This is a genomic window from Polaribacter sp. IC066 (assembly GCF_007997085.1).
Taxonomy (GTDB): Bacteria; Bacteroidota; Bacteroidia; order Flavobacteriales; family Flavobacteriaceae; genus Polaribacter.
The window spans coordinates 84,084-106,663 of the sequence record NZ_VORR01000003.1 but is presented as its reverse complement, the minus strand read 5'-3'; the positions used below and the strand labels follow the sequence as shown (position 1 = coordinate 106,663).

20 protein-coding genes are annotated in these 22,580 nt (G+C 30.5%); 10 read left to right on the top strand and 10 right to left on the bottom strand.

The window, feature by feature from the left end:
- Positions 1-35 precede the first annotated feature (35 nt).
- The 4 genes from ES044_RS01770 (at position 36) to ES044_RS01755 (ending at position 4,964) form a co-directional block, all read left to right on the top strand.
- Positions 36-788 carry a GLPGLI family protein gene (locus ES044_RS01770; RefSeq protein WP_147117610.1) on the top strand — a complete coding sequence of 251 codons (753 nt, stop codon included), beginning with the start codon at positions 36-38 and terminating at the stop codon, positions 786-788.
- Between the two features lie 285 nt (positions 789-1,073).
- Positions 1,074-1,418 carry a hypothetical protein gene (locus tag ES044_RS01765; RefSeq protein ID WP_147117609.1) on the top strand — a complete coding sequence of 115 codons (345 nt, stop codon included), beginning with the start codon at positions 1,074-1,076 and terminating at the stop codon, positions 1,416-1,418.
- 122 nt (positions 1,419-1,540) lie between these two features.
- Positions 1,541-2,296: a GLPGLI family protein gene (locus ES044_RS01760; RefSeq protein WP_147117608.1), complete on the top strand. Its 756-nt coding sequence runs from the start codon at positions 1,541-1,543 to the stop codon at positions 2,294-2,296.
- Between the two features lie 61 nt (positions 2,297-2,357).
- Positions 2,358-4,964: a carboxypeptidase-like regulatory domain-containing protein gene (locus tag ES044_RS01755; protein WP_190311487.1), complete on the top strand. Its 2,607-nt coding sequence runs from the start codon at positions 2,358-2,360 to the stop codon at positions 4,962-4,964.
- A gap of 28 nt (positions 4,965-4,992) precedes the next feature.
- On the opposite strand, the gene ES044_RS01750 is transcribed toward ES044_RS01755, so the two are convergent.
- The 3 genes from ES044_RS01750 to ES044_RS01740 are packed head-to-tail and all read right to left on the bottom strand — an operon-like array spanning position 4,993 to position 6,973.
- A complete protein-coding gene (locus ES044_RS01750; protein WP_147186852.1) occupies positions 4,993-5,499 on the bottom strand; it encodes a mechanosensitive ion channel domain-containing protein in 507 nt (168 codons plus the stop codon).
- Positions 5,500-5,508: 9 nt separating this feature from the next.
- Positions 5,509-6,018, bottom strand: a complete 510-nt coding sequence (locus ES044_RS01745) for an acyl-CoA thioesterase (RefSeq protein WP_147117605.1) — start codon at positions 6,016-6,018, stop codon at positions 5,509-5,511.
- Between the two features lie 43 nt (positions 6,019-6,061).
- Positions 6,062-6,973: an SPOR domain-containing protein gene (locus tag ES044_RS01740; protein ID WP_147117604.1), complete on the bottom strand. Its 912-nt coding sequence runs from the start codon at positions 6,971-6,973 to the stop codon at positions 6,062-6,064.
- Positions 6,974-7,067: 94 nt separating this feature from the next.
- Between ES044_RS01740 and dprA the strand changes: the two genes are divergently transcribed.
- Positions 7,068-8,171 carry a DNA-processing protein DprA gene (dprA, locus tag ES044_RS01735; RefSeq protein ID WP_147117603.1) on the top strand — a complete coding sequence of 368 codons (1,104 nt, stop codon included), beginning with the start codon at positions 7,068-7,070 and terminating at the stop codon, positions 8,169-8,171.
- Between the two features lie 121 nt (positions 8,172-8,292).
- Here dprA and ES044_RS19160 read toward each other — a convergent pair whose 3' ends face one another.
- Entirely contained in the window at positions 8,293-8,424 is a 132-nt protein-coding gene (locus ES044_RS19160) for a hypothetical protein (protein ID WP_262713728.1), read from the bottom strand.
- A 1,006-nt stretch (positions 8,425-9,430) separates the two neighbouring features.
- Between ES044_RS19160 and ES044_RS01730 the strand changes: the two genes are divergently transcribed.
- Positions 9,431-10,486 carry a hypothetical protein gene (locus ES044_RS01730; RefSeq protein ID WP_147117602.1) on the top strand — a complete coding sequence of 352 codons (1,056 nt, stop codon included), beginning with the start codon at positions 9,431-9,433 and terminating at the stop codon, positions 10,484-10,486.
- Between the two features lie 543 nt (positions 10,487-11,029).
- Here ES044_RS01730 and ES044_RS01725 read toward each other — a convergent pair.
- The 4 genes from ES044_RS01725 to mfd all read right to left on the bottom strand — a co-directional run bounded on the left by ES044_RS01725 (position 11,030) and on the right by mfd (position 16,522).
- Complete coding sequence (locus ES044_RS01725; protein ID WP_147117601.1) at positions 11,030-11,656, bottom strand: hypothetical protein; 627 nt, start codon at positions 11,654-11,656, stop codon at positions 11,030-11,032.
- A 120-nt stretch (positions 11,657-11,776) separates the two neighbouring features.
- Entirely contained in the window at positions 11,777-12,634 is an 858-nt protein-coding gene (locus tag ES044_RS01720) for a DMT family transporter (protein WP_147117600.1), read from the bottom strand.
- Positions 12,634-13,176, bottom strand: a complete 543-nt coding sequence (locus ES044_RS01715) for a metal-dependent hydrolase (RefSeq protein ID WP_147117599.1) — start codon at positions 13,174-13,176, stop codon at positions 12,634-12,636. The genes ES044_RS01720 and ES044_RS01715 overlap by 1 nt, the downstream gene beginning before the upstream one ends.
- 1 nt (position 13,177) lies before the next feature.
- On the bottom strand, positions 13,178-16,522 hold the full coding sequence (gene mfd, locus ES044_RS01710; RefSeq protein ID WP_147186851.1) for a transcription-repair coupling factor: 3,345 nt from the start codon (positions 16,520-16,522) through the stop codon (positions 13,178-13,180).
- A 166-nt stretch (positions 16,523-16,688) separates the two neighbouring features.
- Here mfd and ES044_RS01705 point away from each other — a divergent pair, with 166 nt between their 5' ends.
- Complete coding sequence (locus ES044_RS01705) at positions 16,689-17,282, top strand: hypothetical protein (protein ID WP_147117597.1); 594 nt, start codon at positions 16,689-16,691, stop codon at positions 17,280-17,282.
- Here ES044_RS01705 and ES044_RS01700 read toward each other — a convergent pair.
- Together ES044_RS01700 and ES044_RS01695 are read right to left on the bottom strand one after the other, a co-directional pair.
- On the bottom strand, positions 17,279-17,764 hold the full coding sequence (locus tag ES044_RS01700; RefSeq protein WP_147117596.1) for a thioredoxin family protein: 486 nt from the start codon (positions 17,762-17,764) through the stop codon (positions 17,279-17,281). The genes ES044_RS01705 and ES044_RS01700 overlap by 4 nt on opposite strands.
- Before the next feature lie 33 nt (positions 17,765-17,797).
- The gene (locus ES044_RS01695) at positions 17,798-20,032 is read right to left on the bottom strand and encodes a TonB-dependent receptor (RefSeq protein ID WP_147117595.1); all 2,235 of its coding nucleotides are present in this window, start codon (positions 20,030-20,032) and stop codon (positions 17,798-17,800) included.
- A 108-nt stretch (positions 20,033-20,140) separates the two neighbouring features.
- On the opposite strand from ES044_RS01695, the gene ES044_RS01690 reads away from it, so the two are divergent.
- The 3 genes from ES044_RS01690 to ES044_RS01680 are packed head-to-tail and all read left to right on the top strand — an operon-like array spanning position 20,141 to position 22,455.
- Positions 20,141-20,794, top strand: coding sequence for a metal-dependent transcriptional regulator (locus ES044_RS01690; protein WP_147117594.1), 654 nt, complete (start codon positions 20,141-20,143; stop codon positions 20,792-20,794).
- A gap of 6 nt (positions 20,795-20,800) precedes the next feature.
- Positions 20,801-21,709 carry a metal ABC transporter solute-binding protein, Zn/Mn family gene (locus ES044_RS01685; protein WP_147117593.1) on the top strand — a complete coding sequence of 303 codons (909 nt, stop codon included), beginning with the start codon at positions 20,801-20,803 and terminating at the stop codon, positions 21,707-21,709.
- A 5-nt stretch (positions 21,710-21,714) separates the two neighbouring features.
- A complete protein-coding gene (locus ES044_RS01680; protein WP_147117592.1) occupies positions 21,715-22,455 on the top strand; it encodes a metal ABC transporter ATP-binding protein in 741 nt (246 codons plus the stop codon).
- The last annotated feature ends 125 nt before the right edge of the window (positions 22,456-22,580 follow it).

Sequence of the window (22,580 nt, the reverse complement as noted above, 5' to 3'; positions counted from 1 at the left end):
TATTTTAAACCAAGCTTTTTTAAATTTTTTATTTTATGAATATAAAACCATTAAGTTTACTTTTTTTTTTAATAAGCATTATAAGCTACTCACAAACTAATAAGCAATTTATAAAAGTTAAGGTTAGTTATAGTGTAATGATACATTTAGATAAAAATGAAAAAATTTATAAAATTATGGAGAAGTACTCGCCTGGATTGGTTTCCAGAATAGAAACAGTTGATTCTGAAATTGATTTCTCTCTAGTTTTTAATGATTCCATTTCTATTTTCTATTTAGAAAAAAAATTATTTTCAGATAATAGAGCCGTTAGATCTGTAATTATTAATTCAGGCTATTATGGAAGAATTAAGCAACAAACTAAAAATTATATAACAGAAGAGCTAGAAGAAGATTTTGGGAAGTTTTTAGTAGCACGTTCTTATCAAGAATGGCAATTGCATGATGAAACCAAAATGATAGGAGAGTACCTATGTTTTAAAGCCACAACGTTTCAGACAACAACAAGCCCTAAAGGTAAAGTGTTCACGCTTAATTTTACAGCATGGTATACCCCACAATTACCTTACAAGTTTGGTCCCGCAGGATTTGGTAATTTGCCAGGTTTAATCATAGAATTACAAGGCGAAAAAGCCACTTATGGTGTTAAAAAAATAGTTTTTTATGATGATGAACAAATTAAAGAAAATAAAATGCCCGAATTAAAAAGAAAAAAACTAATGACAGAAGTAGAGTTTGAGAAACTGGCTGCAGAAGATGAAAAACGCTGGTTAAATAAAAATGAATAGTATCTTGTACTTTTGTAATGTAATCGTGGAATACGCTGTTTAATTGTATTTATTAGCATTTTATCGTTTAAATTATGGCGTGTAAAATTTAAGTTATTATTTAATTTTTTTGAATATTAAAAAAGTTACTTTCACCAAAGTAATAAGCCATTCTCATATTTGTAACTAATTATAACTTTAATGTGTATACTCTTAAATAAAACTTGATTTCTCTTGTTTATCTGTTAATTTATCTGTTAATTTATCTGTTAATTGCGTAATATTAACTAATAAACCATTAATATTATGAAGAAATTATTATGCATCGCATTTTTTAGTATTGCAATGATGGCAAGTACGGCAGCGAAAAAAGAAATTGTAGTAAACAACACTAAAGAAGTTAAAGTTGAAAAAAGTGATATCTTTAAAGAAATCAAAACTTTAAATCTTGAACCTGAAAAAGAAATTTCTGAAGAGGATATGTTTTTTGGTTGTGGAAGTGATGGGAATTTTTATTATGCTCTTAAAAGAGACGAAGGAATGAATCATAGAGATGCAAGAGCTGAAAGAAGAGCTTTTGTTAGAAACTGTAGAGGAGGAACATGGGCGTGGTTGAGCATAGGTATTTCGCCATCTGGAGCAACGTTCTAAATTATGATTTAGGTTTTTGGTTTTGAAATTGAAATAAAAAAAAACTAAAAAAGCCTAATAATAATTTAGTAATCACTAAAAAGAGTTTGTTTGATAAAATAAACTCTTTCTTAATTTAAATAATGAATAAAAAAACGATATTTTTCTTTAGATTTTTTTTGTTGACAAGTATTATAGCACTATCGCAAACCAATAAGCAATATGCAAAAGCAAAAATTAGTTATAGTGTTAAGACTTATATTGATAAAAAACTACCTAGTTATAAATTTTTACAACAAAGAAGTCCTGAATTGCTTTCCAAAAGAGAAACCATTGCTTCAGAATTTGATTTTTCTTTAGTTTTTAATGATTCTACTTCTCTTTTCTATTTAGAACAAAAATTATATTCTGATAATAATGCGGCTAATATGGCTCTTATAGATGCAGCGTATTTTGGGAGAATTAGACAAGAAACAAATAATTTCATAACAGAAGAGTTACAAGAAGATTTTGGGAAGTTTTTAGTAGCACGCTCTTACCAAGAATGGAAATTGCATGATGAAACTAAAACAATCGGAGACTATGTATGCTTCAAAGCCACAACCTTTTACACGACCACCAATCCTAAAGGGAAAGTATTTACACATAATTATACAGCATGGTATACGCCACAATTACCTTACAAGTTTGGCCCCGCAGGATTTGGTAATTTGCCAGGTTTAATCATAGAATTACAAGGCGAAAAAGCCACTTATGGTGTTAAAAAAATAGTTTTTTATGATGATGAACAAATTAAAGAAAATAAAATGCCCGAATTAAAAAGAAAAAAACTAATTACAGAAGTAGAGTTTGAAAAACTGGCTGCAGAAGATGAAAAACGCTGGTTAAATAAAAATTAATATTCCTGTTGTTTTTTAGAATATGCTTTGTAAAAAAATAATTGTTTGTTGTTCTTTATTGTTGAGTAGTCTCATTTTTGCGCAACAAGAAACTATAATTGTTAGTGGTGTTGTGAAAGATAGCTTACAACAGCCATTAAATAATGTAACTATAATTGCGAAACCTAGCCAAGTAAAATTAAAAATAAAATATGCGATCACAGATAATGCTGGCTTCTATAAACTTCTATTAGTAAAGGGTGCATCTTATGCATTTAACATTTCGCACCTAGGTCATAACTCCATCAATAAAGAGGTTCTTTTTTCAGCAAATACTTTAGATTACAACTTTAACCTAAATACAAGAAATGAAAGTTTAGAGGAAGTTGTCATCAATTATAAATACAAACCTTTAGAGAAAAAAAAGGACACCATTACGTATAATTTGGGCGCATTTACCAATGGGAACGAATTTAAGATGCAAGACGTACTTGCTAAATTACCAGGCATAAAAGTAGAAGACAATGTTATTAAGGTACAGGGTAAAACAGTAACAAAGTTATTAGTAGAAGGCAAGTTGTTTTTTGATGGCAGCACCAAATTAGCCATTGAAAACATCCCTGCCGATGTAATGGCTAAAATTGAAATTATCTCCGACTATAAAGAATCTGAATTGTTAAGAAATTTAGCAGATAATGAAGATTTGGCACTAAACGTAGTTTTAAAAGAAGATAAAAAAGATTTTGCATTTGGTGATGTAGAAGCTGGTGTTGGGTTAAATGAATTTTATAGTGTACACAATGCTTTATTTAAATATAACCCAAAATCTAATATTAGTGTTATTGGCGATATTAATAATTTTAATAACAGTAGTTTAAGTTTTAGTGATTTATCACGATTGGTTGGTGGGACAAGCAATTTATTTAAAAGAGGCGATTTGTCTAATAATTTAATGTCTTTTGCATCAAATAATCAAGAGCGATTCAAATCTACTACAAGATTTTCAGCTATAAATTTTCAGAATGATATCAATGATAAATTTGCTATTACTGGTTATGCTATCTATGCGAATAATGATATTGTAAACAAAGCATCTTCTATCATAGAGTATTTAGGAAATGAACCTATTATTGAAACCAGAGAAGACTTTAGAGATGCTAATGATAATGCTGCAATGTTTAACCTAAAGTTTGATTATAACCCGAATGCGAATCAAAAATGGATTTATAACATCAATTATCTAAATAATAATTCAGATTTTTTAAATGAATCTTTATCAAGTGCCGTAAATACAAATCAATTTATTACAAGTGTAGCTGGTAAAAACGATAATTTTTCGCATAATTTAGAGGGGTATTTTAAATTGAATGATACACATACCATGGGTTTGGCTTTGCATCATAGTATTACCAATATGAATTCTACAAATAATTGGTCTAGTAATGCTCTCTTTTTAGAAGAATATTTACCAATAACACAAACAACAGAATACAACATAAAACAGATAAATAAGATCAATTCTCAAAAATTAAATTTTCTTTTAAAAGATTACTGGCTAACCAGTAGGCATTTTCACCTGTTTTATAATATTGGGTTTAATCATAAAAAGTCTACAATAAGAACAGATATAAGTCAGGTTTTTACAGATAACTCCACTACCGATTTCTCTGAATTAAGCAATAATAACCTTTTAACGCTTTCTGATGTAAATGCCGGTTTTGGCATAAAGTCTCAATTAGGCAAACTAGAAATTGTTTTAGAGGCGAAACCACATTACTTTACTTTTATACGCGCTCAAATTGAAAGTACCAACTTGTTTATTGAGCCAAAACTCGACATCAACTATAAAATAGACGCTGATATAGATTTAGATTTTGGTTATGATTTTACAAACAGATATTTAAATGATGTCAGCTATTTAGAGAATTTAAAAGTAGTAGGTTTTAATGCTGTTTTACAAGGAAACCCAAACCTTACAGATACACGTTCTCATAATTTTAGCCTGTATTATAGTGATTATAAAAATATTGACGACTATTTTATAGACGCTTCCGTAGATTACAGTATCAATAATCCAGTAGAAAATAATACGATTATTCAAAGTGGTATAAACAGATTAAATATGCCTGTTATTCTTAATTTGCCCGAAGATAATTTGAGTTTAAATACAGAGCTCGGTCTTATGTTTTATAAATCTAGTTTAGAGTTTGGCGTAGATTTAGAATGGCTTAAATTGAATCAAATTATAAATGAAGAAACAAGTGTTATCAATTCTTTTGAGTACGGTTTAAGTAGTAAGTGGTTATATAAATTAAACAAAAAAACACAATTAAATTTAAAATACAAACATACTGGGTTTCAAGTAACTTCTGATGAAGAATCTCGATCTATAGAAAATATAATTTCTCTAAACTTTGATAGTAAGTTTTTAAAGAACTTTATTTTTAAAACTGATTTTTCTACACACTTTGTAAAAAACTTTAGTGAGAACACAGATAATTACACGCTTCAAAATTTATATGTAGGGTATTCTAAACCAAATAATAAGTTTTCTTACAGCTTAAATGTTAGAAATATGTATAATAATGGCGTTGTTGTAAGAAATTCTTTCAGTAATAATTTACTGATGTCTAATCAGGTTTTTACGCTACCTCGTGTGTTTTTGGTTGCCTTTAAATACAAATTCTAACGTTCTATAACTATTAAAAAACAGATTCTTACTGCTCTGGTTGAGGAGAATATTTTATATTTTTTTGAAGAATAACAGCATTAGGAATGCTAATGAGCTCTGCCGTTGGTGTTTTTAGGGTGATAAAAAAAGCACCAATATCTTTAATTTCTCCAGTTATATTATTGTCTTTTTCTAGGATGGTAATGCTATCGCCAATTTTAACCGGATAATTTACATACAAAATAATACCTGCGGTAATGTTTGATAATAAAGACCATTGTGCAAAAAAAGCAATCCCTAAAATAGAAAAAAAAGAAGAAATATAAATAAGAAGTTGTTTTTCATCTACGCCCCAAATAAAGGCAATAAAAACAACAACGGTCATATAAATTAAAATAGAGATTACTTTATTGGTGATGGCAATTCTAGCTTCTATAAATCCGAATTTTAATTGAATTCTACGCAATGATTTTGTAATTATAAGTCGCAAAAAGAAAGCGCCTACAAAAACGACAATAGACTCTAAAATTTTAAAATGATTTAGAAATTCCATACCTTAAATTTAACTAAACAAAGCTTTTAGTTCTGTAGCTTCATCAGGTTTCATTTTTCCTGCTAAAACCAAACTTAATTGCTTTCGTCTTAAAGCACCTTCAAAACGTTCTTTTTCTAAAGCGGTTTCTGGTATTACTTGCGGAATTAAGACGGGTTTCCCTGTTTCATCAACAGCAACAAAGGTATAAATACCCTCATTTACTTTTGTTTTATGTCCAGATTGTCTGTCTTCAATCCAAACATCTACATAAATTTCCATAGAAGATTTAAAGGCTCTAGAAACTTTTGCTTCAATAGTAACCACACTGCCCACGGGTACTGATTTATTAAAAGCAACATGGTTTACAGAGGCAGTAACCACAATTCTTGCAGAATGCCGTCTAGCAGAAATACTGCACGCTCTGTCCATTCTTGCTAATAACTCTCCTCCAAAAAGGTTATCTAGGTAATTAGTATCTCCTGGTAGTACTAAATCTGTAAGTACTGTTAAAGAGGCGTGAGCTGTTTTTGCTTCCATTTTTTAAATTTTGGCAAAGATAAGAATCGCTTATATATAAATGTTATTTTTTAAGCAATAACCAAGCATCTTTAGAAACTGTATTCTGAATTTTATATAAGTCATTAATAGCGTCATTTCTATCGGCAAAACTATTAAAAGCAACTTCTGTTAATCCCCATTTATTAACACCTAAAATATGAGCATTATATCCTTGCTTTTTAAGCTGATCTACTTTCTTTTTAGCATTTTCAGGAAATTGAAAAGCACCAGCAACCACATGAAAAGGTTTCAGAATTACCGCTTCTTTTAATACATTTAACTGTATTGTTGGCAAAGGATTAGAAATAACAAACGTTGCTGCTTGTATTTTTTTTTCTAACGCAATCTCTTGCTTTGCTAAAAGTTGTTTTTGTTCATCTTGCTGATACATAGTAGTGCCAACAAAGGTTAACGATAATAAAATTGCAGCGCTAGCCGCATATTTAATAAAGGCAGGAACTCTTTTTTTGTTCTGTGTTTCAGATGCAGAAACGAGGGGTTTTACAACTTCTTTATATCTTTTTATAGACGAAGATGTTAGGGGTGCTAAACCAAAAGAGTCCGCTAAATAATTCACTTTATGATTGGGTTCAAAAATAATTTGCCCCTCTTTATTTAAAGATAAAACGCCAATAGAACCAATTTTTAAAGAGTTATTTTGTAACTCATTTTGCCATTTTAGTACCGATACCGCAATAGCATTGGTAGCTTGCTCAAAAGAAATATTTTCTGATGATGCAATATAATTTGCCAATAAACCATCATTTACATTTAAATGACTATTAAACGTAATTTGTTTTGATGGCGGCGAAAACGTATCTGTAAATGCATCTATTTTTGCACCTATTTTGTTGGTTACAAAACCACCAAAATTTGGTACAATTACACACTCATATCTATACAGTAAATCGTTAATGTAATTGGCTAATATCATATTTACAAATATATAAGAATTGTGTTCTAAATGATATTTTATGTTTAAAATTTATCAACAAAAAGTTATATATTGACAATGAAATTGTTAGAAAATGAAAGAAGAAAAGTTATTAGCTATTTTGCGCCTACAAAAAAGTAAAGCAATTGGAGATATTTTGGCAAAAAAGCTCATTGTACATGTTGGTGATGTTGAGCAAATTTTTAAAGAAAAATCAGCTACTCTGCAAAAAATCAACGGAATAGGAAATCATGTTTTAAAACATTTGTTTGATGAAAAGAATTTAGAAAGTGCAGAACAAGAGTTAAATTACATCAAAAAAAATAATATTAAGTACACTTATTTTCTAGAAGATAAGTATCCTATAAATCTTCAAAATTGTATCGATAGTCCTATTTTAATATTCAAAGATGGCAACATCAACTTGAATAATGATAAAATAATTTCGATTGTTGGCACCCGAAATATGAGTTCTTACGGACGAGATTTTTGCACAAAAATTATAGAAGATTTAGCACAATACAATCCTTTAATAGTGAGTGGTTTTGCTTACGGTGTTGATATTTGTGCGCATAAAGTAGCAGTGCAAAATAAGTTACAAACCATTGCTGTTTTAGCCCATGGTTTTGAGCAAATTTATCCGAAGGTTCACAAAAAATACATCAATCAAGTAAACGAAAATGGTGGTTTTTTAACTGAATTTTGGAGCGAAGAACAACCGCTACGAGAAAATTTTTTAAAGAGAAATAGAATTGTTGCAGGCATTTCTAAAGCGACTATCATCATAGAATCAGCAGAAAAAGGAGGTTCTTTGGTAACCGCAGATATTGCAAATTCTTATGATAGAGATGTATTTGCAGTGCCTGGCAGAACAACCGATATATATAGTAAAGGTTGTAATAGCTTAATTAAATATAACAGAGCAACGTTGTTAACGGCTGCCGAAGATGTGGTAAAAATGCTAAATTGGGACGTGAATGAAAGACCCAAAAAAATAATTCAGAAACAATTATTTTTAGAATTGAATGAAAAAGAACAGAAAATTTATGATTTCTTAAATGAAAAAGGACCACAATTATTAGACATCATTTCTTTAGAGTGTAACATTCCTATTTATCAATTATCATCCATTTTATTGCAAATGGAAATGAAAGGAATTACAAAACCTTTGCCAGGTAAGTTGTTTGTAATTGTCTAAACATTATTAATATTTAAATAAAATTAACCTGTTGTATATTTTGATAAAATGCTATCAGTTTAATTAAATTTTACAATTGAAAACATTCTTGTCCGATAAAAGACTCGAGATTGCCCCGCTTTCAGAACCAATAACCAATAACCAATAACCAATAACCAATAACCAATAACCAATAACCAATAACCAATAACCAATAACCAATAACCAATAACCAATAACCAAGAACCAAGAACCAAGACTTGATTCTAATCATCTGATAAACAACTATAAATTAAAATAAAATTGTCTATTTTATGTTGATGAAATTGTTTTTAAAAAAGCAAGGTGGCGTTTAAAAAATTCGCAGAATCCTTTACTTTAAAAGGGTTTGTTAAACTAAAAATATTTTTAATCGGACGCCAATGAATTGAAATGTGTAAAGTTTTATTGAGCATAAGAATTTTAGCTTCTAGATTAGTTTTCGATATAGTTTTGTGCTTAAAAATCAAACGAACTAACATACTTTTAAGTTTGAATTATAAAATGTACAATAGGTTTAAATTATTGACTTTTTTTACTTTGTTATTTCTGTTTGAATTTAGATAACACTGCCCCCAGACTCCAAAAAAAATGCGCTATTTTGTTTGTAATTTTTTCGAACATTTGTTAAGTATTTTACACTTATTTGCACGTCTCAATAATACAATCTAAACCCAATAAAATAATAATTTTATTTTGAGATTGGATTGTTTAAAACAAAAATAACAAGAAAAAATAATTTTAATTTTCGCAATATTATTTGCAACAAGATCAGCCTTTTGTAATACTATAACTTCTGAATTAATACCTTTAACAATTTATGATTCCTGTGGTGGTGTTCATAAATTTGATGATGGCTAAATACTATGGTAGGAAATCTTTGATTACAGTGAATTTCTAGATGAATTTTACCGTGGTAAAAAAAATAAATACTGTATTTTTTATAATGAATCTTGCTTGCAAAACTTCTTTGTTTGCTAGCAAAAAAAACTATGAATATGAAATTTCTGACAACTCTAATAGTTTTTAGCTTTCTTAGATTTTCTTTAAGATAGCGGCAGCAAATAATTATAAATTTTAAACACTTTCAGAAAAAACTCGCAAACCTCTATGCTGCGAGCAATTTTATAGTAATTTTTGCTTCTGAATATTGTAAAATTTTCAAGGATGAAGCACCAAGATAAATTCGTTTTTAAAATTCTTTTAATTATTCTTATTTTTGAACCAAATGAATCGAAAAGATGGCGGTAGAAAAAAAGTTAATGTCTAAAAAGAAACCAACGTTTCCTATTAGTGAGATGTTGCATAATTATTTAAAAAATTATAACAGAAATATTATAATTCCTATTTTTTATGACGACTTGCTGCGCTTTCAGGGTTCAATTACCGTTTATGATAAAGATGACGAAGATACACTTTGGGTAAGAACGTATTATTCTGAATTTGATAGAGTAGAAATTGATAATAGCTTAAAGAAAATTTATACCATGTTGCATTCAGACGGAAATAATGAAGCCATTCCGTTTTTAAATGTAGATGCGATTGATTATTGCACCTTTGGGAACTCGAAACCATTTCGAATAAAAATCAGAAATATTTTAAATGATAATTACATCTATTTTTACGTTAAAAAAGCTGACGCTTCTCGGGTGTACGGTTTAGAATTAGAGCATATTTTGTCTCCGCATAATATCAATTTTTTGGTGTACAAAGACACGCTCATAGAAGAGCATATTGTTGGCATTCCTGGAGACGATTTTATCAATGATTTTTTACCCAAATGTACCGAGTTAGAAAAAGCTCAAATAGCAAAAGAGTTTGTAAAGTTTAAAGAACGATGCTTGGTGCGTTTGCTAGGAGATATGCGTTCTTATAATTACGTAATTACCCCAACACATGATTTTGATAGTATTGTTTACAAGATTAGAGCAATCGATTTTGATCAACAATCTTTTGAAGGAAATTTAAAAGTCTACAATTTACAGTTTATGAAAGAAAACTTTAAAATGATAGAAATGGTGGGTAAAAAATTACAAAATAACTCTATTCGGCAGTATAAAATTGAAGAGCGTTCTTACATGGCAAAAAGAATGATTACGGCGCCAAGAAGAACCGCTCGTTTGATAAAATGTATGAAAAATGACACCATTTCTTTCCCAGAAAATGTAGCACTTTTAAAGAGGCAATTAATTCAGTATGTAGGAGATGTAAAGTTTAAAGATTGCAAAAATATGGGCGAAATTTTAGAAACTATTTTAGACTTTGTAAAGCGTAATTATTTAGACCTTAAAAAGTAATAATCAGCATTGTAAAGATCAATTTTTAATTTTTTTTTGAAGCTATTTCATGCTTTTCATTATATCTTTTTATGCTTAATTTTTGATCAGCATTTTTAAGTAACTATAAATGTTTTGAGGGTTCACGAAAAACACAGAAACCAGTTGAGCATAAAAAGGATGCCATTGCAATCATGGCTAAACTTGTTTGCTAGTTTTTTATGGTAACGAAAAAGGGTTTACAGATTTATTTTATTAAAGTTGATTTATGAGTTCTTTTTAGGTTTTAAAGTTTTTATTTTTGAGAATACATTGAAAGTTTAGTTGTCTAGATAATTCCGAACTTTAAGAGAGGAATCAACTTCAAAAGAAACAGGCAAGTTGTATTTTGTTTTACAGTTTCTTTTCCGTGTTTTCCTGGGATAAATTGTGGTAGTTTTTGAAGCATTTCTTTAATTTCTTTTCTCAAGCTTGGGTGAGGTGCTCTTATTTTTATATCAGATAGATTCCCTTTCTTATCAATTATAAGCTGTGTGTATATTTTCTAACAGATAAATTGAAGTTTTAATGAAGGTTTTTATCAAAGTTTTCTTCAACGAATTTTTTCATTCTTGAATCAAAATCTTTTTTAGCATTTTTTGTGGATAAATTTTTAGATTTTTTAAATCTTGGAGGTTCTTCTATGCTGATAAAACCAATTTCTTCAGTCTCGTAATCCAACGCAATAATTCCTTCAATAACATTTATTGGTGCCTTTCCCACGATTATATTTTCAGGAAATGAGCTTGGAACAATTATCCGGTTTGTGTCTATTTTATGAGAGTTAATTGTATTTTTAATAGGAATAATAAAATCTAATTTATCTTCAGTTAAGTTTAGAGAATCTTTTATAATTACGTTTTTAATTTTCTGTTTCTTTCCTTCAGAATATTGGCAACTAAAAAGTGTTGTTCCCATAACAAAGAATAAAATCAAAACAAATAATTTTTGAAATGATAATTGTTGATGAAAAGTTATTTGAGGTATTTCAATAATAATCGTGTCTAACTGTTTTTTATAGAAATGGCCACAAATACGCTCCTTTTTATTCTCAAGAATAAAATTCTGAATTTCTTTAGGAAATCTGTGTGTAAAATCAACTACTGTTTTTGAACATGAACCGCAAAACTTACCTTTATCTTTTGGTGTCATTGCGTTCTAGTTTTCGTGACAAGGTTTAGGAATGGTAATTTTAAACTTTGAGTTCATAGTTTTAAGTTTTTATACTTGAAATCAAAGAAGATGCCAGGGTTAAAATTTTGTTAAATAACTTTATTTTTTAACTCTAAAACTCTCTATAACAACCGTTAATAAAATTAAACTTCCGCCCCAAAAAGTATTCCAAGTAGGAATTTCATTCACAACAAAAAAAGCAATTATAATTCCGAAAATTGGTTGAATACTGCTGATAATCGTTGCGGTAGCCGCAGAAAAATGCTGCAGAGATTTTACCATCATAGTATGACCAATGGCAGTCGTTAAAACCGCAAGTAAAATTAAATAAGGAAACTGACTCTGGAATCCTGAAACATCAACATAAAATAAAACAGGAGCCAAAATAATAGTAATGATTGCTGTTTGATACAACATGAGCATACTTCCGTTATAATTAGTAACATGCTGTTTTAAGATTAAAATTCGCAAAGAATAACAAACTGCAGAGACTATACCCAATAAAATACCTTTCAATTCGTCACTTTCTAACGTGAATTCTGGTGCTAAAATATAGAGTCCAGTCAATACTAAAATTCCGAGAAAAATATAAACAGGATCAAATTTCGATTTAGAAAAAAGTGGTTCTAAAAAAGCGGTAATAATAGGAAAAGTAAATAAAGACAACATTCCTATGGCAACACTAGAGAGTTTTAAAGCAAAAAAGTACGTAAGCCAATGACCCGCCATAAAAAGGGCGCTCAACAAAAAAGGAATCCAATCTTTTTTAGCTTTTATTTTTAAATCTACTTTGGTAAACTTACAGAAACCATAAATAAAGACAAAAGCAAATGCAGATCGAAACCAAACAATTGCTTCTACAGGCATGGCTATATATTTGCCTAATACTCCAGAGGTACTGATAAATAGTGTGGCGAATAGTAAGCTAGAAATATTTTTAAAGTTGGCGTTTTGCATTATGGTTTTTTTCTGTTTTTTTGTATTAGAAAAGTAATTAGAATATAGATGGTTCCCGGGATTCCAATCCAAATAAGTTCACTAAAAATTACTTTTAATCCTCTTTCACTAAAAAAGCGAGCAATACAGATGGGTGAAACTTTAATGGGTCTCCAAGAAAAAAAATAACGAGTATCATTAAAAGGAGAAAAAAAAGCAACTCCTTTTCCTCCAGTGGTCATGGCATCTAAAATTGAATGAGAAGCTGTGCACAGAAAGAAAAAAAACATTAAAAGGATTCCTTTTTTAGATAAGAAATGTTGTTTGTAGAAAATAAAAGCAATCAAAACACCAAAAAACAAGGCAAACACAAAGGAATGTGAAAACCCTCTATGACCCCAAAAACTGCCATAAGAAATATCAAAATAAAAACCAATAACATCTGCATCAGGAATAACTGCGCAAAGAACAGCGAGTAGAAATAATTCCGAAGTTTGTTGCGGTTTAGAAAAACTTTTTCCTAACGCAACAGCAACAAACGCATGCCCAAATATTGAAGCCATTTTATACTTTTTGCAAGATTCCTAAAGCTGTTTTTACAGTATCAATTCTAATAAAAGTGATTAATAATCGCAATCCGTTTTTAGTTTCTTTTTCTTTCATGACACAACTTTTAGAATTCTGTTGCACATATTTTAACATTCTAGAAAAAGAGGTAGTTTGGTAAAATTCACTTTGTTGATCAGCTACAAAATAACCAATCATTCTTTTTTGTTTTAAAATAATTTTATCTAAACCTAGTTCTTTCGCCAACCATTTTATTCTCACAGAATCTAGTAAATCTTCAACTTGAGTAGGAATTTCTCCAAAGCGATCAATAATTTCAGTTTCAAAAGTTTGCAATTCAGCTTCATTTACAAGTTCACCTAATTTGCTATACAAAGCCAATCTTTCAGTAATAGAATTGATATAATCATCTGGAAATAAAATCTCAAAATCGGTATCAATCGTAACTTCTTTTACAAACTCTTTTGGTTTAGAATCGTCTGTAGGGTAGAGTTCCTTAAACTCATTTTCTTTTAGTTCTTCGATAGCTTCTTGTAATATTTTTTGATAGGTATCAAAGCCAATGTCGTTGATAAATCCGCTTTGTTCGCCACCTAATAAATCTCCTGCGCCACGAATTTCTAAATCTTTCATGGCAATGTTAATGCCGCTTCCTAAATCAGAAAATAAAATTAAGGCTTCAATACGTTTTCTGGCATCGTCCGTCATCATATGATATGGAGGGGTAATAAAATAACAGAATGCTTTTTTATTAGAACGACCAACTCTACCTCGCATTTGATGCAAATCTGATAAGCCAAAATTATTCGCATTATTAATAAAAATGGTGTTTGCATTTGGCACATCTAATCCGCTTTCTACAATGGTGGTAGATACCAAAATATCAAATTCATTGTTCATAAAGCCCAGCATTAAACCCTCTAGCTTTTTGCCTTCCATTTGTCCATGACCAATGCCAATATTTGCATACGGAACTAATCTTTGCAACATACCAGCAACTTCTTTAATATTCTCAATTCTATTATGAATAAAGAAAACTTGTCCGCCTCTAGAAATTTCATAAGAAACAGCATCACGAATTATTTCTTCAGAAAAACGAATCACATTACTCTCTATAGGGTGTCTGTTTGGTGGTGGAGTTTTTATGACTGATAAATCTCTTGCCGCCATTAAACTAAACTGCAAAGTTCTCGGAATTGGTGTTGCCGTCAATGTTAATGTATCAACATTTTCTTTTAAAGTTTTTAATTTGTCTTTTACAGCAACCCCAAATTTTTGCTCTTCATCAATAATTAAAAGTCCTAAATTTTTAAATTGTAAACGTTTATTTGTTAACTGGTGTGTACCAATAATAATATCGACAGAGCCGTCATTTACGCCATTTATGGCTTCCGTTCTTTGTTTTGCAGTTCTAAATCTGTTTAAATAATCAATTCTTACAGGAAAATCTTTTAAACGTTCTGTAAATGTTTTATAATGTTGAAAAGCTAAAATGGTTGTTGGAACTAAAATTGCCACTTGTTTACCGTTATCAACAGCCTTAAAAGCAGCTCTTACGGCAACTTCTGTTTTTCCGAAACCAACATCACCACAGACTAATCTGTCCATGGGCTGCTCTTTTTCCATATCATTCTTCACATCTTGTGTAGAGGTAAACTGATCAGGCGTATCTTCATACATAAAGCTACCTTCTAGTTCATGCTGAATATGCGTGTCTGGGCCAAATGCAAAGCCTTTTTGTAACTTTCTTTTGGCATATAATTGAATTAAATTAAACGCAATATGTTTAACTCTTGCTTTTGTTTTTTGTTTTATTTTTTTCCAAGCACCAGATCCTAATTTATAAATTTTAGGTGCTTTACCGTCTTTTCCACTAAATTTAGAAATCTTATGAAGTGAATGAATACTAACATATAAAATATCTCTTTCTCCATACACCAATTTAATGGCTTCTTGTTTTCTTCCTTGAACATCAATTTTTTGCAAACCACCAAATCTTCCAATTCCATGATCCATGTGTGTTACATAATCGCCTATTTCAAGCTTATTTAATTCTTGTAAAGTGATGGCTTGCTTTTTAGCGTAGCCATTTTTTAATCGGAACTTATGATACCGGTCAAAAATCTGATGATCGGTATAACAAACCAACTTATTATCAACATCTACAAAACCCTGATATAATGGAAAAACAACAGTTTCATAATGCACTTCTTGCACAGCGTCGTCAAAAATATCATGAAAACGTTGTGCTTGTTGCTCGTTTGCACAGAAAATATAATTTGTAAAACCTCCTTTATGGTATTCTTCTAAATTTTCAATTAACAAATCAAATTGTTTGTTAAAAGAGGGTTGCGGAATGGTGTTAAAGGTTATCTTTTCAGAAGTTGTTGTCTCGTTATATGTATTGTCTGCACCAAAATTAACTAAAGAAAAATCTTGTAATTGATCTTTAATAAAATTGCCATCGCAAAACAACTCATTGGGTTTTGCATGGTTTATTTCTTTGGATAAATCGTTGAAAGCTTCTTCTGCTTTTTGAAAGAATTTATCTAGATTCCCAACTAATAAATCGATATTTTTTGTAAATACAATGGTGTTCGAAGCGATGTATTTTAAGAAACTTTCTCTACTTTCTTGCAAGGTTTTATTCTCTACATTGGGCATTATAGAAACTTTTTTCAGTTTCTCGGTAGAGAGTTGCGTTTCTACATCAAAAGAGCGAATACTGTCTATCTCATCACCAAAAAATTCTATTCTATAAGGTTCATCATTAGAAAAAGAAAAAACATCTATAATACCACCTCTCACCGAGAAATCTCCGGGTTCAGTAACAAAATCTACGCGTTTAAACTTGTATTCGAACAGCACTTCATTCACAAAATCTAATGACAAGTGATCACCAAGAGCCACTTTTAAGGTGTTTTTTTCTAGTTCTTTTTTAGTGACCACCTTTTCAAATAAAGCGGCTGGATACGTAACGATTACTGCAGGTTTTTTCCTGGAATTAATTCTATTTAAAACTTCTGCACGCAATAAAACGTTGGCGTTGTCGGTTTCATCTAATTGGTAGGGTCGTCGGTAAGAACTAGGGTAAAAAAGAACATTTTTATCACTTAAAAGTTGCTCTAAATCATTTAAGTAATAAGCCGCTTCTTCTTTATCGTTAAAGATTAAGAGGTAAGGTTTGTCTACTTTTTTAAACGTTTCTGAAATCACAAAAGACAATGAAGAGCCAACTAAATTCTTTATTTGAAAATAGTTTTTCTTTTGTTGAAGTACTTTAATTATCTGCGAAATATAGGCAGATTTTTGATATTGATTTACAATATTCTGCTTACTCAATTTGAAATATTTTCTGCAAATGTACCATCTTATGCAACAAAAAACCACAAACAAAATTCTTTTATTAAAGAATACAATATATTTGTAGAAAAAGTGCTTATTTTTTATGCAATCAAATACACCCCTAAATAATTGTTCGTACGGTTTAAACCTAAAGTGTTACGACATGAAAAAGAAACTATTTAGAATATTTCTTTTACTTTTTTGCGTGTTGTCTATGAATGCACAGCATAACGATAAGAAATGGTCTGTTGGTTTTAATGCTTCTGTAGTATTTTTTAACAAAGATGGAATTAGAAAAGTTAAGGATAATGTAAACTCACAATTTCCAAGTTTACAGGTGAGTCGAAAAATAGGTAAAAATCTTTCTATAGATTTGATTTATACCTTTGAAATGGTAGAAATTATTAAAGGTGGGAATGCATTCCCGTACTCAGCGCTTGATGCTTATTTAAGTTACGATCTTCCTGAACTTTTTTTTAATATTTATCCGTTTGTTGGAATCGGTGCAGGATATATTTCTGGCGCTACAACTACACCAGATCCGCAAGGATCTCTAAGTTTAAATTTTATGGGTGGAGGTATTCTTTGGCTTACCGATAGATTTGGTCTTACAGGAAGGTTAATTTATAAAAATGTTTCTGCTGATTCAGAATCTATGGCGACTCATTTTCAGGGTCTTGCTGGAGTTATTTTTAATTTAGATGTGGGTTCAAATGCAGGAGAAAGGCGAAAACGTATTTGGGATCGGAAACATTAATTTTTAGTGAGAAGTGTTTTTTCTAAAATGAAATACATGTTTTTACTGTTGATATAAGTATTTATTTGAAAGGCTATCTCTAAATTGGTATTTAAGATGGTCGTTGTAGGATACTGAATTTTATTATTTATGGATGCTAACTCTTTAGCCAGTTCATGAGTTCCTGTTTTAGCTCCAGAAGGTTTGTACACGAATTTTTTACCTAAAAAAAAGATGTCTTTTTTTTCTTCACCATTCAATTTTACAAAATAAAATTGTTCATTTAAAATACGAATAACTTCTTGATCTTTAAAAGTATTTTGTTTCATTCCGAAGCAAATTTTACACCAATCTGTGTGCATAAAAACTACGATTGGTTTTGCTTTTTGTTGCTGTAACTTCTCAACTTCTTCAAAAGTAAAAACCCTTAATTCACTTTTTTCAGATTGAGAAAATATGGCCAATTTTCCCAAAAAAATAGTAAGAATTAAGAGTTTTTTCATCAACAAAAAATATATTTATGTTTTATAAAAGTACTAAAAAAGTGTGTAACGAATACCAGCAAAAGCTCTAATTCCTTGGTTAGAGGCAAACATGTAGGCTGGGTCAAAAGCTAATTCCGGATTTTGTTCTGTATCAATACCAGTATCAAAAGGATTATTTGCACCATTAATGCTGTTTGCTGGTGGCGTAAAGTTTAATAGGTTTTTTACACCGCCATAAACTTCCCAACTATTGCTAAATTTTTTTGTTAACTGAATGTTCTGAATGCTAAACCAAGGCGAATTTGGATCTCTAGAATCATTTTCTCCTAATACTGGCAGTCGCATTGGTCCATAAACATTTCCTGTATAATCCACAGAAAAATTATTATTAAACTTGTAAGAGATAGACCAAACACCGCTAAAACTTTCAGTTAATATTTGTCTTGTTTCAATGTTATCTTCAGTAATAGAAACATCCATTAAGGTAGCACCTGCGTTTATAGATAAGCCATTGGTAAAGGTGATGTCTGTATTTAAAGAAATACCTTGAGATACAGAAAAACCGTCTAAATTTGCATAAATAATTTTATTAGAGTCAGTTTCGTAATCTGGTAAAATTCTATTGCTAAAATATGTGTAAAAAGCACTTGCGTCTATGGTGATAAAAGAGTTTTCTGTGTTTATTTTTTTAACATAATTTAAGTTTGCGTTCCAAGAAGTTTCTGGCGCTAATTCGCCATCAAATTCAACTTCTCTTGCACCTGTTAAAGCCGCATGATCTTCTGTAAAAACATTGGCAACTCTAAACCCGTTACCAGCGCTTATTCTTACAATATTAGAATTGTCTTTAGAATTCCATTTATAATTTACTCTTGGCGAAAAAATATTTCCGTGCAAACTATTATGATCCCAACGAACACCTAACAATAGTTTTTTTCGTTCACTCAAACTAATTTCATCTTGCGCAAAAATACCTGGTAAATGGATGATTGAAGGGTTGTTCTCACCACCATTTTCATTTAAAGTTGCAAAAGTATTATCATCATAAAAAGTATATCTATATGCTGCACCTAATAATAAATCGTGTTTTTCGCCTAATTGTTTACTGTAAATGAACTGACCAAAACCAATTAACTGTTCTGCATCGTAAGAAGTATCTCCGTAAAAAGAATCTTGATAATGACCATTTGCACTAAACTGAAAACTAATATCTTCTGATGTTGGCAATTCATACGTTCCGAATGTTTCCCATCTATTTGTATAAATACTTTCTCCGTAAATTTGATTTCCTCCTCTAAATTCTTTTTCCCAATCCATTTCTCCGCCCCATCGATCTTCATACATATATCTACCAGCAATGGTAAAAACCTTATTACTTTTTCTTTCAATATTAATTTTATTAAAAATTGAAATTCGATTTTGAAGCGTTAAATCTGTAAAATTATCATTGTTGTTGTCAATTCTATTTTGAAAATTAAAATAATTTACACCTAATAAACCTTGCACTTTTTCAGATGCTTTGTAGCTCATACTGATATCCGTATTCACTTCTCCCCAAGAAGTACTCATAACATCCGTAGATAAGATAGGGGCATTTGTAGCTTTTTTGGTAATTATATTTATAATACCACCAACTGCTTCAGAACCATACAGGGTAGATGCGGGGCCTTTTACAATTTCAACTCTTTCTATTAAGGCTTGCGGAATTCCAGTTAGTCCGTAAACAGTAGAAAGTCCACTTACAATTGGCATTCCGTCAATTAAAACAAACGTATAAGGCCCCTCTAAACCATTAATATGAATATCACCAGTATTACAAACATTACAATTTAGTTGTGGTCGAACGCCGTTTACATTTTGTAAAGATTCAAAAACAGAAGGGGTAGGGTTTTTTTTGAAGAATGTTTCACTATAAACTTCTACAGGCACCGGACTGTTTGTTTTTGATACAGGGCGTAAAGTACCAGAAACTACAATTTCATTTAAAGAATCATCCTCAAGTAAAGTAATATTTTTGGTAATTTTTTGATCACTGTTAATCGTAATTTTAATAGATTTTGTTTTGTAACCAATACTACTAATTATTAATTTATAGCTGTCTTTAGGAATCTTGTTTAGCTCATAAAAACCATTTTCATCAGAAGAAGTGCCGATTTTGGTTTTCTTTAAATACACATTTGCGTACGGTACTTCATCACCATTTTCTGTGGTTATTTTGCCGGTAATTGTTTGTCCGAAAGTAAAGGTTGATAAAAATAAAAACCCAAGAATTACAATATATTTCATTTTAAAACACTTTAATTTTCGGCAAATATAACATTATTTTTAGACTAGTCTAAAAATTATTTAATAAATATAAAAAGTATATCTTTGTCCTATCAAAAATTTAGTTGAATGTTTACACTTTCTGAAGAGAATTATTTAAAGGCAATTTATCATTTAGAATCAGATTCTAAAAAAGGGATTAGTACAAATGCAATTGCCAAAAGTTTAGAAACAAAAGCTTCTTCTGTAACAGATATGATTAAAAAATTATCTGAGAAAGAAGTGGTGCTTTATAAAAAATACCAAGGAGTTACGTTAACCGAATTCGGAAAAAAAACCGCAGCCAATATTGTAAGAAAACACAGATTGTGGGAAGTTTTTTTAGTAGAGAAATTAAATTTTTCTTGGGATGAGGTGCATGATGTTGCAGAACAATTAGAGCATATAAAATCGCCAAAATTAATTAATGAATTAGATGCACTTTTGGGTTTTCCGACACATGATCCTCATGGAGATCCAATTCCTGACAAAGAAGGGAATGTAAACACAGTTGATAAAATTCTTTTATCAACCTTAAATAAAGAGGAAAGTGGCGTTTGTGTTGGGGTGAATGATTCTTCATCAGAATTTTTACGCTTTTTAGATAAGAAGAAAATCACACTAGGAAAAAAAATTACGGTGCTAGAAAAAGAAGATTTTGATGATTCTTTATCCATAGAAATTGATGGAGAAAAACTATCAATCTCAAAGAAAATAGCAAATAATTTATACCTAAAGAAGTAGCATAATATGAAAAAATATATAATTTTAGTATTATTAATAACCGTTTTCGCTTGCCAACAAAAACCCAAAAAGAACGGAAAATTACAAGTGGTTACTACCACAACAATGATTACCGATCTGGTAAAAAATATTGGTGGTGATAAAATAGACATCCAAGGATTGATGGGTGCGGGCGTAGATCCGCACTTATACAAAGCAAGTGAAGGCGATGTAAGTAAACTATTTAATGCGGATGTAATTGTGTATAACGGTTTGCATTTAGAGGGGAAATTAGAGGATGTGTTTGAGAAAATGCGTCAACAAGATAAAAAAACCATTGCAGCTTCTGATGCTATTGATACCGCTACCTTAATTGGTTCAGAATATTTCGCGTCTAATTACGATCCTCATATTTGGTTTGATATTGCCAATTGGGAAATTATCACGCAATATATTACCGATAAATTATGTGAGTTTGATGCTGAAAATGCAGCAACTTATAAAAAAAACGGAGCGAATTATTTAAAAACATTAGCATCTTTAAAGACAACAATAATCCAACAAGTAAATTCTTTACCAATTGAAAAGAGAATTTTAGTAACAGCGCATGACGCTTTTAATTATTTCGGAAAAGAATTTCAGTTTAATGTCGTTGGCTTACAAGGTTTATCTACCGCAACAGAGGCAGGCGTAAAAGACGTTCAGAGATTGGCGAATTTTATTGAAGAAAAAAATGTAAAAGCAATTTTTGTAGAAAGTTCAGTGCCAAAAAGAACCGTGGAAGCTTTGCAAGAGGCGGTAAGGGCAAAAGGCAAGGAAGTAGTGATTGGAGGAACGTTATATTCTGATGCTTTAGGAAGTAGAGGCACAGCCGAGGCTACCTATATTGGCATGTATAAACACAATGTGAAAATCATTGTAAATTCATTAAAATAGAGTCTATGGAACCACAAAAAATAGCAATTGCTGTAGATGATTTAACGGTTGCATACAATTATAAACCTGTTTTATGGGATATTGATTTAGCGATTCCTGAAGGTGTTTTAATGGCAATTGTGGGTCCGAATGGCGCAGGAAAATCAACCTTGATAAAATCTATTTTAGGAATTATAGATCCGATTGCAGGTAGTGTTTCTATCTACGGAAAACCCTATGACAAACAACGGAAATTAGTTGGTTATGTTCCTCAAAAAGGAAGTGTAGATTGGGATTTTCCTACCACAGCTTTAGATGTAGTGATGATGGGAACTTACGGAAGTTTAGGTTGGATTAAAAGACCTGGCAAAAAAGAACGAAAAACAGCATTAGAGTCTTTAGAAAAAGTAGGAATGCTTTCTTTTAAAGACCGACAAATAAATCAATTATCAGGCGGGCAACAGCAACGGGTGTTTTTGGCAAGAGCTTTAGCGCAAAATGCTGCTATCTATTTTATGGATGAGCCTTTTCAAGGGGTAGATGCAACCACAGAAATTACGATTATCAACATATTAAAAGAATTACGAAAAGCTGGAAAAACAGTGGTTGTTGTACATCACGATTTACAAACCGTGCCAGAATATTTTGATTGGGTTACGTTTTTAAATGTAAAAAAAATAGCAACAGGCCCCGTAAAAGAGATTTTTAATGATGATAATTTGACCAAGACCTATGGGATAAATTATAAGGTTAGTGTGCAGCGGTAGGTTTTTTTGAAATAGAGACAAGAGACAAGACTAAAGCATCAAAATTTATGTTTTCTATGCACCTATTTGTTGATTTTTTTAAAACAAGAAGCAAGAAACAAGAAACAAGATAAAAAAGAAACAAG

Excerpts from the sequence above, each read along its gene's own strand:
- ES044_RS01745 (WP_147117605.1), bottom strand. The coding sequence starts at position 6,018 with ATGGAAGCAAAAACAGCTCACGCCTCTTTAACAGTACTTACAGATTTA.
- ES044_RS01720 (WP_147117600.1), bottom strand. The coding sequence starts at position 12,634 with ATGCAAAACGCCAACTTTAAAAATATTTCTAGCTTACTATTCGCCACA.
- ES044_RS01705 (WP_147117597.1), top strand. The coding sequence starts at position 16,689 with ATGAAAAAGAAACTATTTAGAATATTTCTTTTACTTTTTTGCGTGTTG.
- ES044_RS01685 (WP_147117593.1), top strand. The coding sequence starts at position 20,801 with ATGAAAAAATATATAATTTTAGTATTATTAATAACCGTTTTCGCTTGC.
- ES044_RS01730 (WP_147117602.1), top strand. The coding sequence starts at position 9,431 with ATGGCGGTAGAAAAAAAGTTAATGTCTAAAAAGAAACCAACGTTTCCT.
- ES044_RS01765 (WP_147117609.1), top strand. The coding sequence starts at position 1,074 with ATGAAGAAATTATTATGCATCGCATTTTTTAGTATTGCAATGATGGCA.
- ES044_RS01750 (WP_147186852.1), bottom strand. The coding sequence starts at position 5,499 with ATGGAATTTCTAAATCATTTTAAAATTTTAGAGTCTATTGTCGTTTTT.
- ES044_RS01690 (WP_147117594.1), top strand. The coding sequence starts at position 20,141 with ATGTTTACACTTTCTGAAGAGAATTATTTAAAGGCAATTTATCATTTA.
- ES044_RS01715 (WP_147117599.1), bottom strand. The coding sequence starts at position 13,176 with ATGGCTTCAATATTTGGGCATGCGTTTGTTGCTGTTGCGTTAGGAAAA.
- ES044_RS01700 (WP_147117596.1), bottom strand. The coding sequence starts at position 17,764 with ATGAAAAAACTCTTAATTCTTACTATTTTTTTGGGAAAATTGGCCATA.
- dprA (WP_147117603.1), top strand. The coding sequence starts at position 7,068 with ATGAAAGAAGAAAAGTTATTAGCTATTTTGCGCCTACAAAAAAGTAAA.
- ES044_RS01760 (WP_147117608.1), top strand. The coding sequence starts at position 1,541 with ATGAATAAAAAAACGATATTTTTCTTTAGATTTTTTTTGTTGACAAGT.
- ES044_RS01770 (WP_147117610.1), top strand. The coding sequence starts at position 36 with ATGAATATAAAACCATTAAGTTTACTTTTTTTTTTAATAAGCATTATA.
- ES044_RS19160 (WP_262713728.1), bottom strand. The coding sequence starts at position 8,424 with ATGATTAGAATCAAGTCTTGGTTCTTGGTTCTTGGTTATTGGTTATTG.
- ES044_RS01740 (WP_147117604.1), bottom strand. The coding sequence starts at position 6,973 with ATGATATTAGCCAATTACATTAACGATTTACTGTATAGATATGAGTGT.
- ES044_RS01695 (WP_147117595.1), bottom strand. The coding sequence starts at position 20,032 with ATGAAATATATTGTAATTCTTGGGTTTTTATTTTTATCAACCTTTACT.
- ES044_RS01680 (WP_147117592.1), top strand. The coding sequence starts at position 21,715 with ATGGAACCACAAAAAATAGCAATTGCTGTAGATGATTTAACGGTTGCA.
- ES044_RS01725 (WP_147117601.1), bottom strand. The coding sequence starts at position 11,656 with ATGACACCAAAAGATAAAGGTAAGTTTTGCGGTTCATGTTCAAAAACA.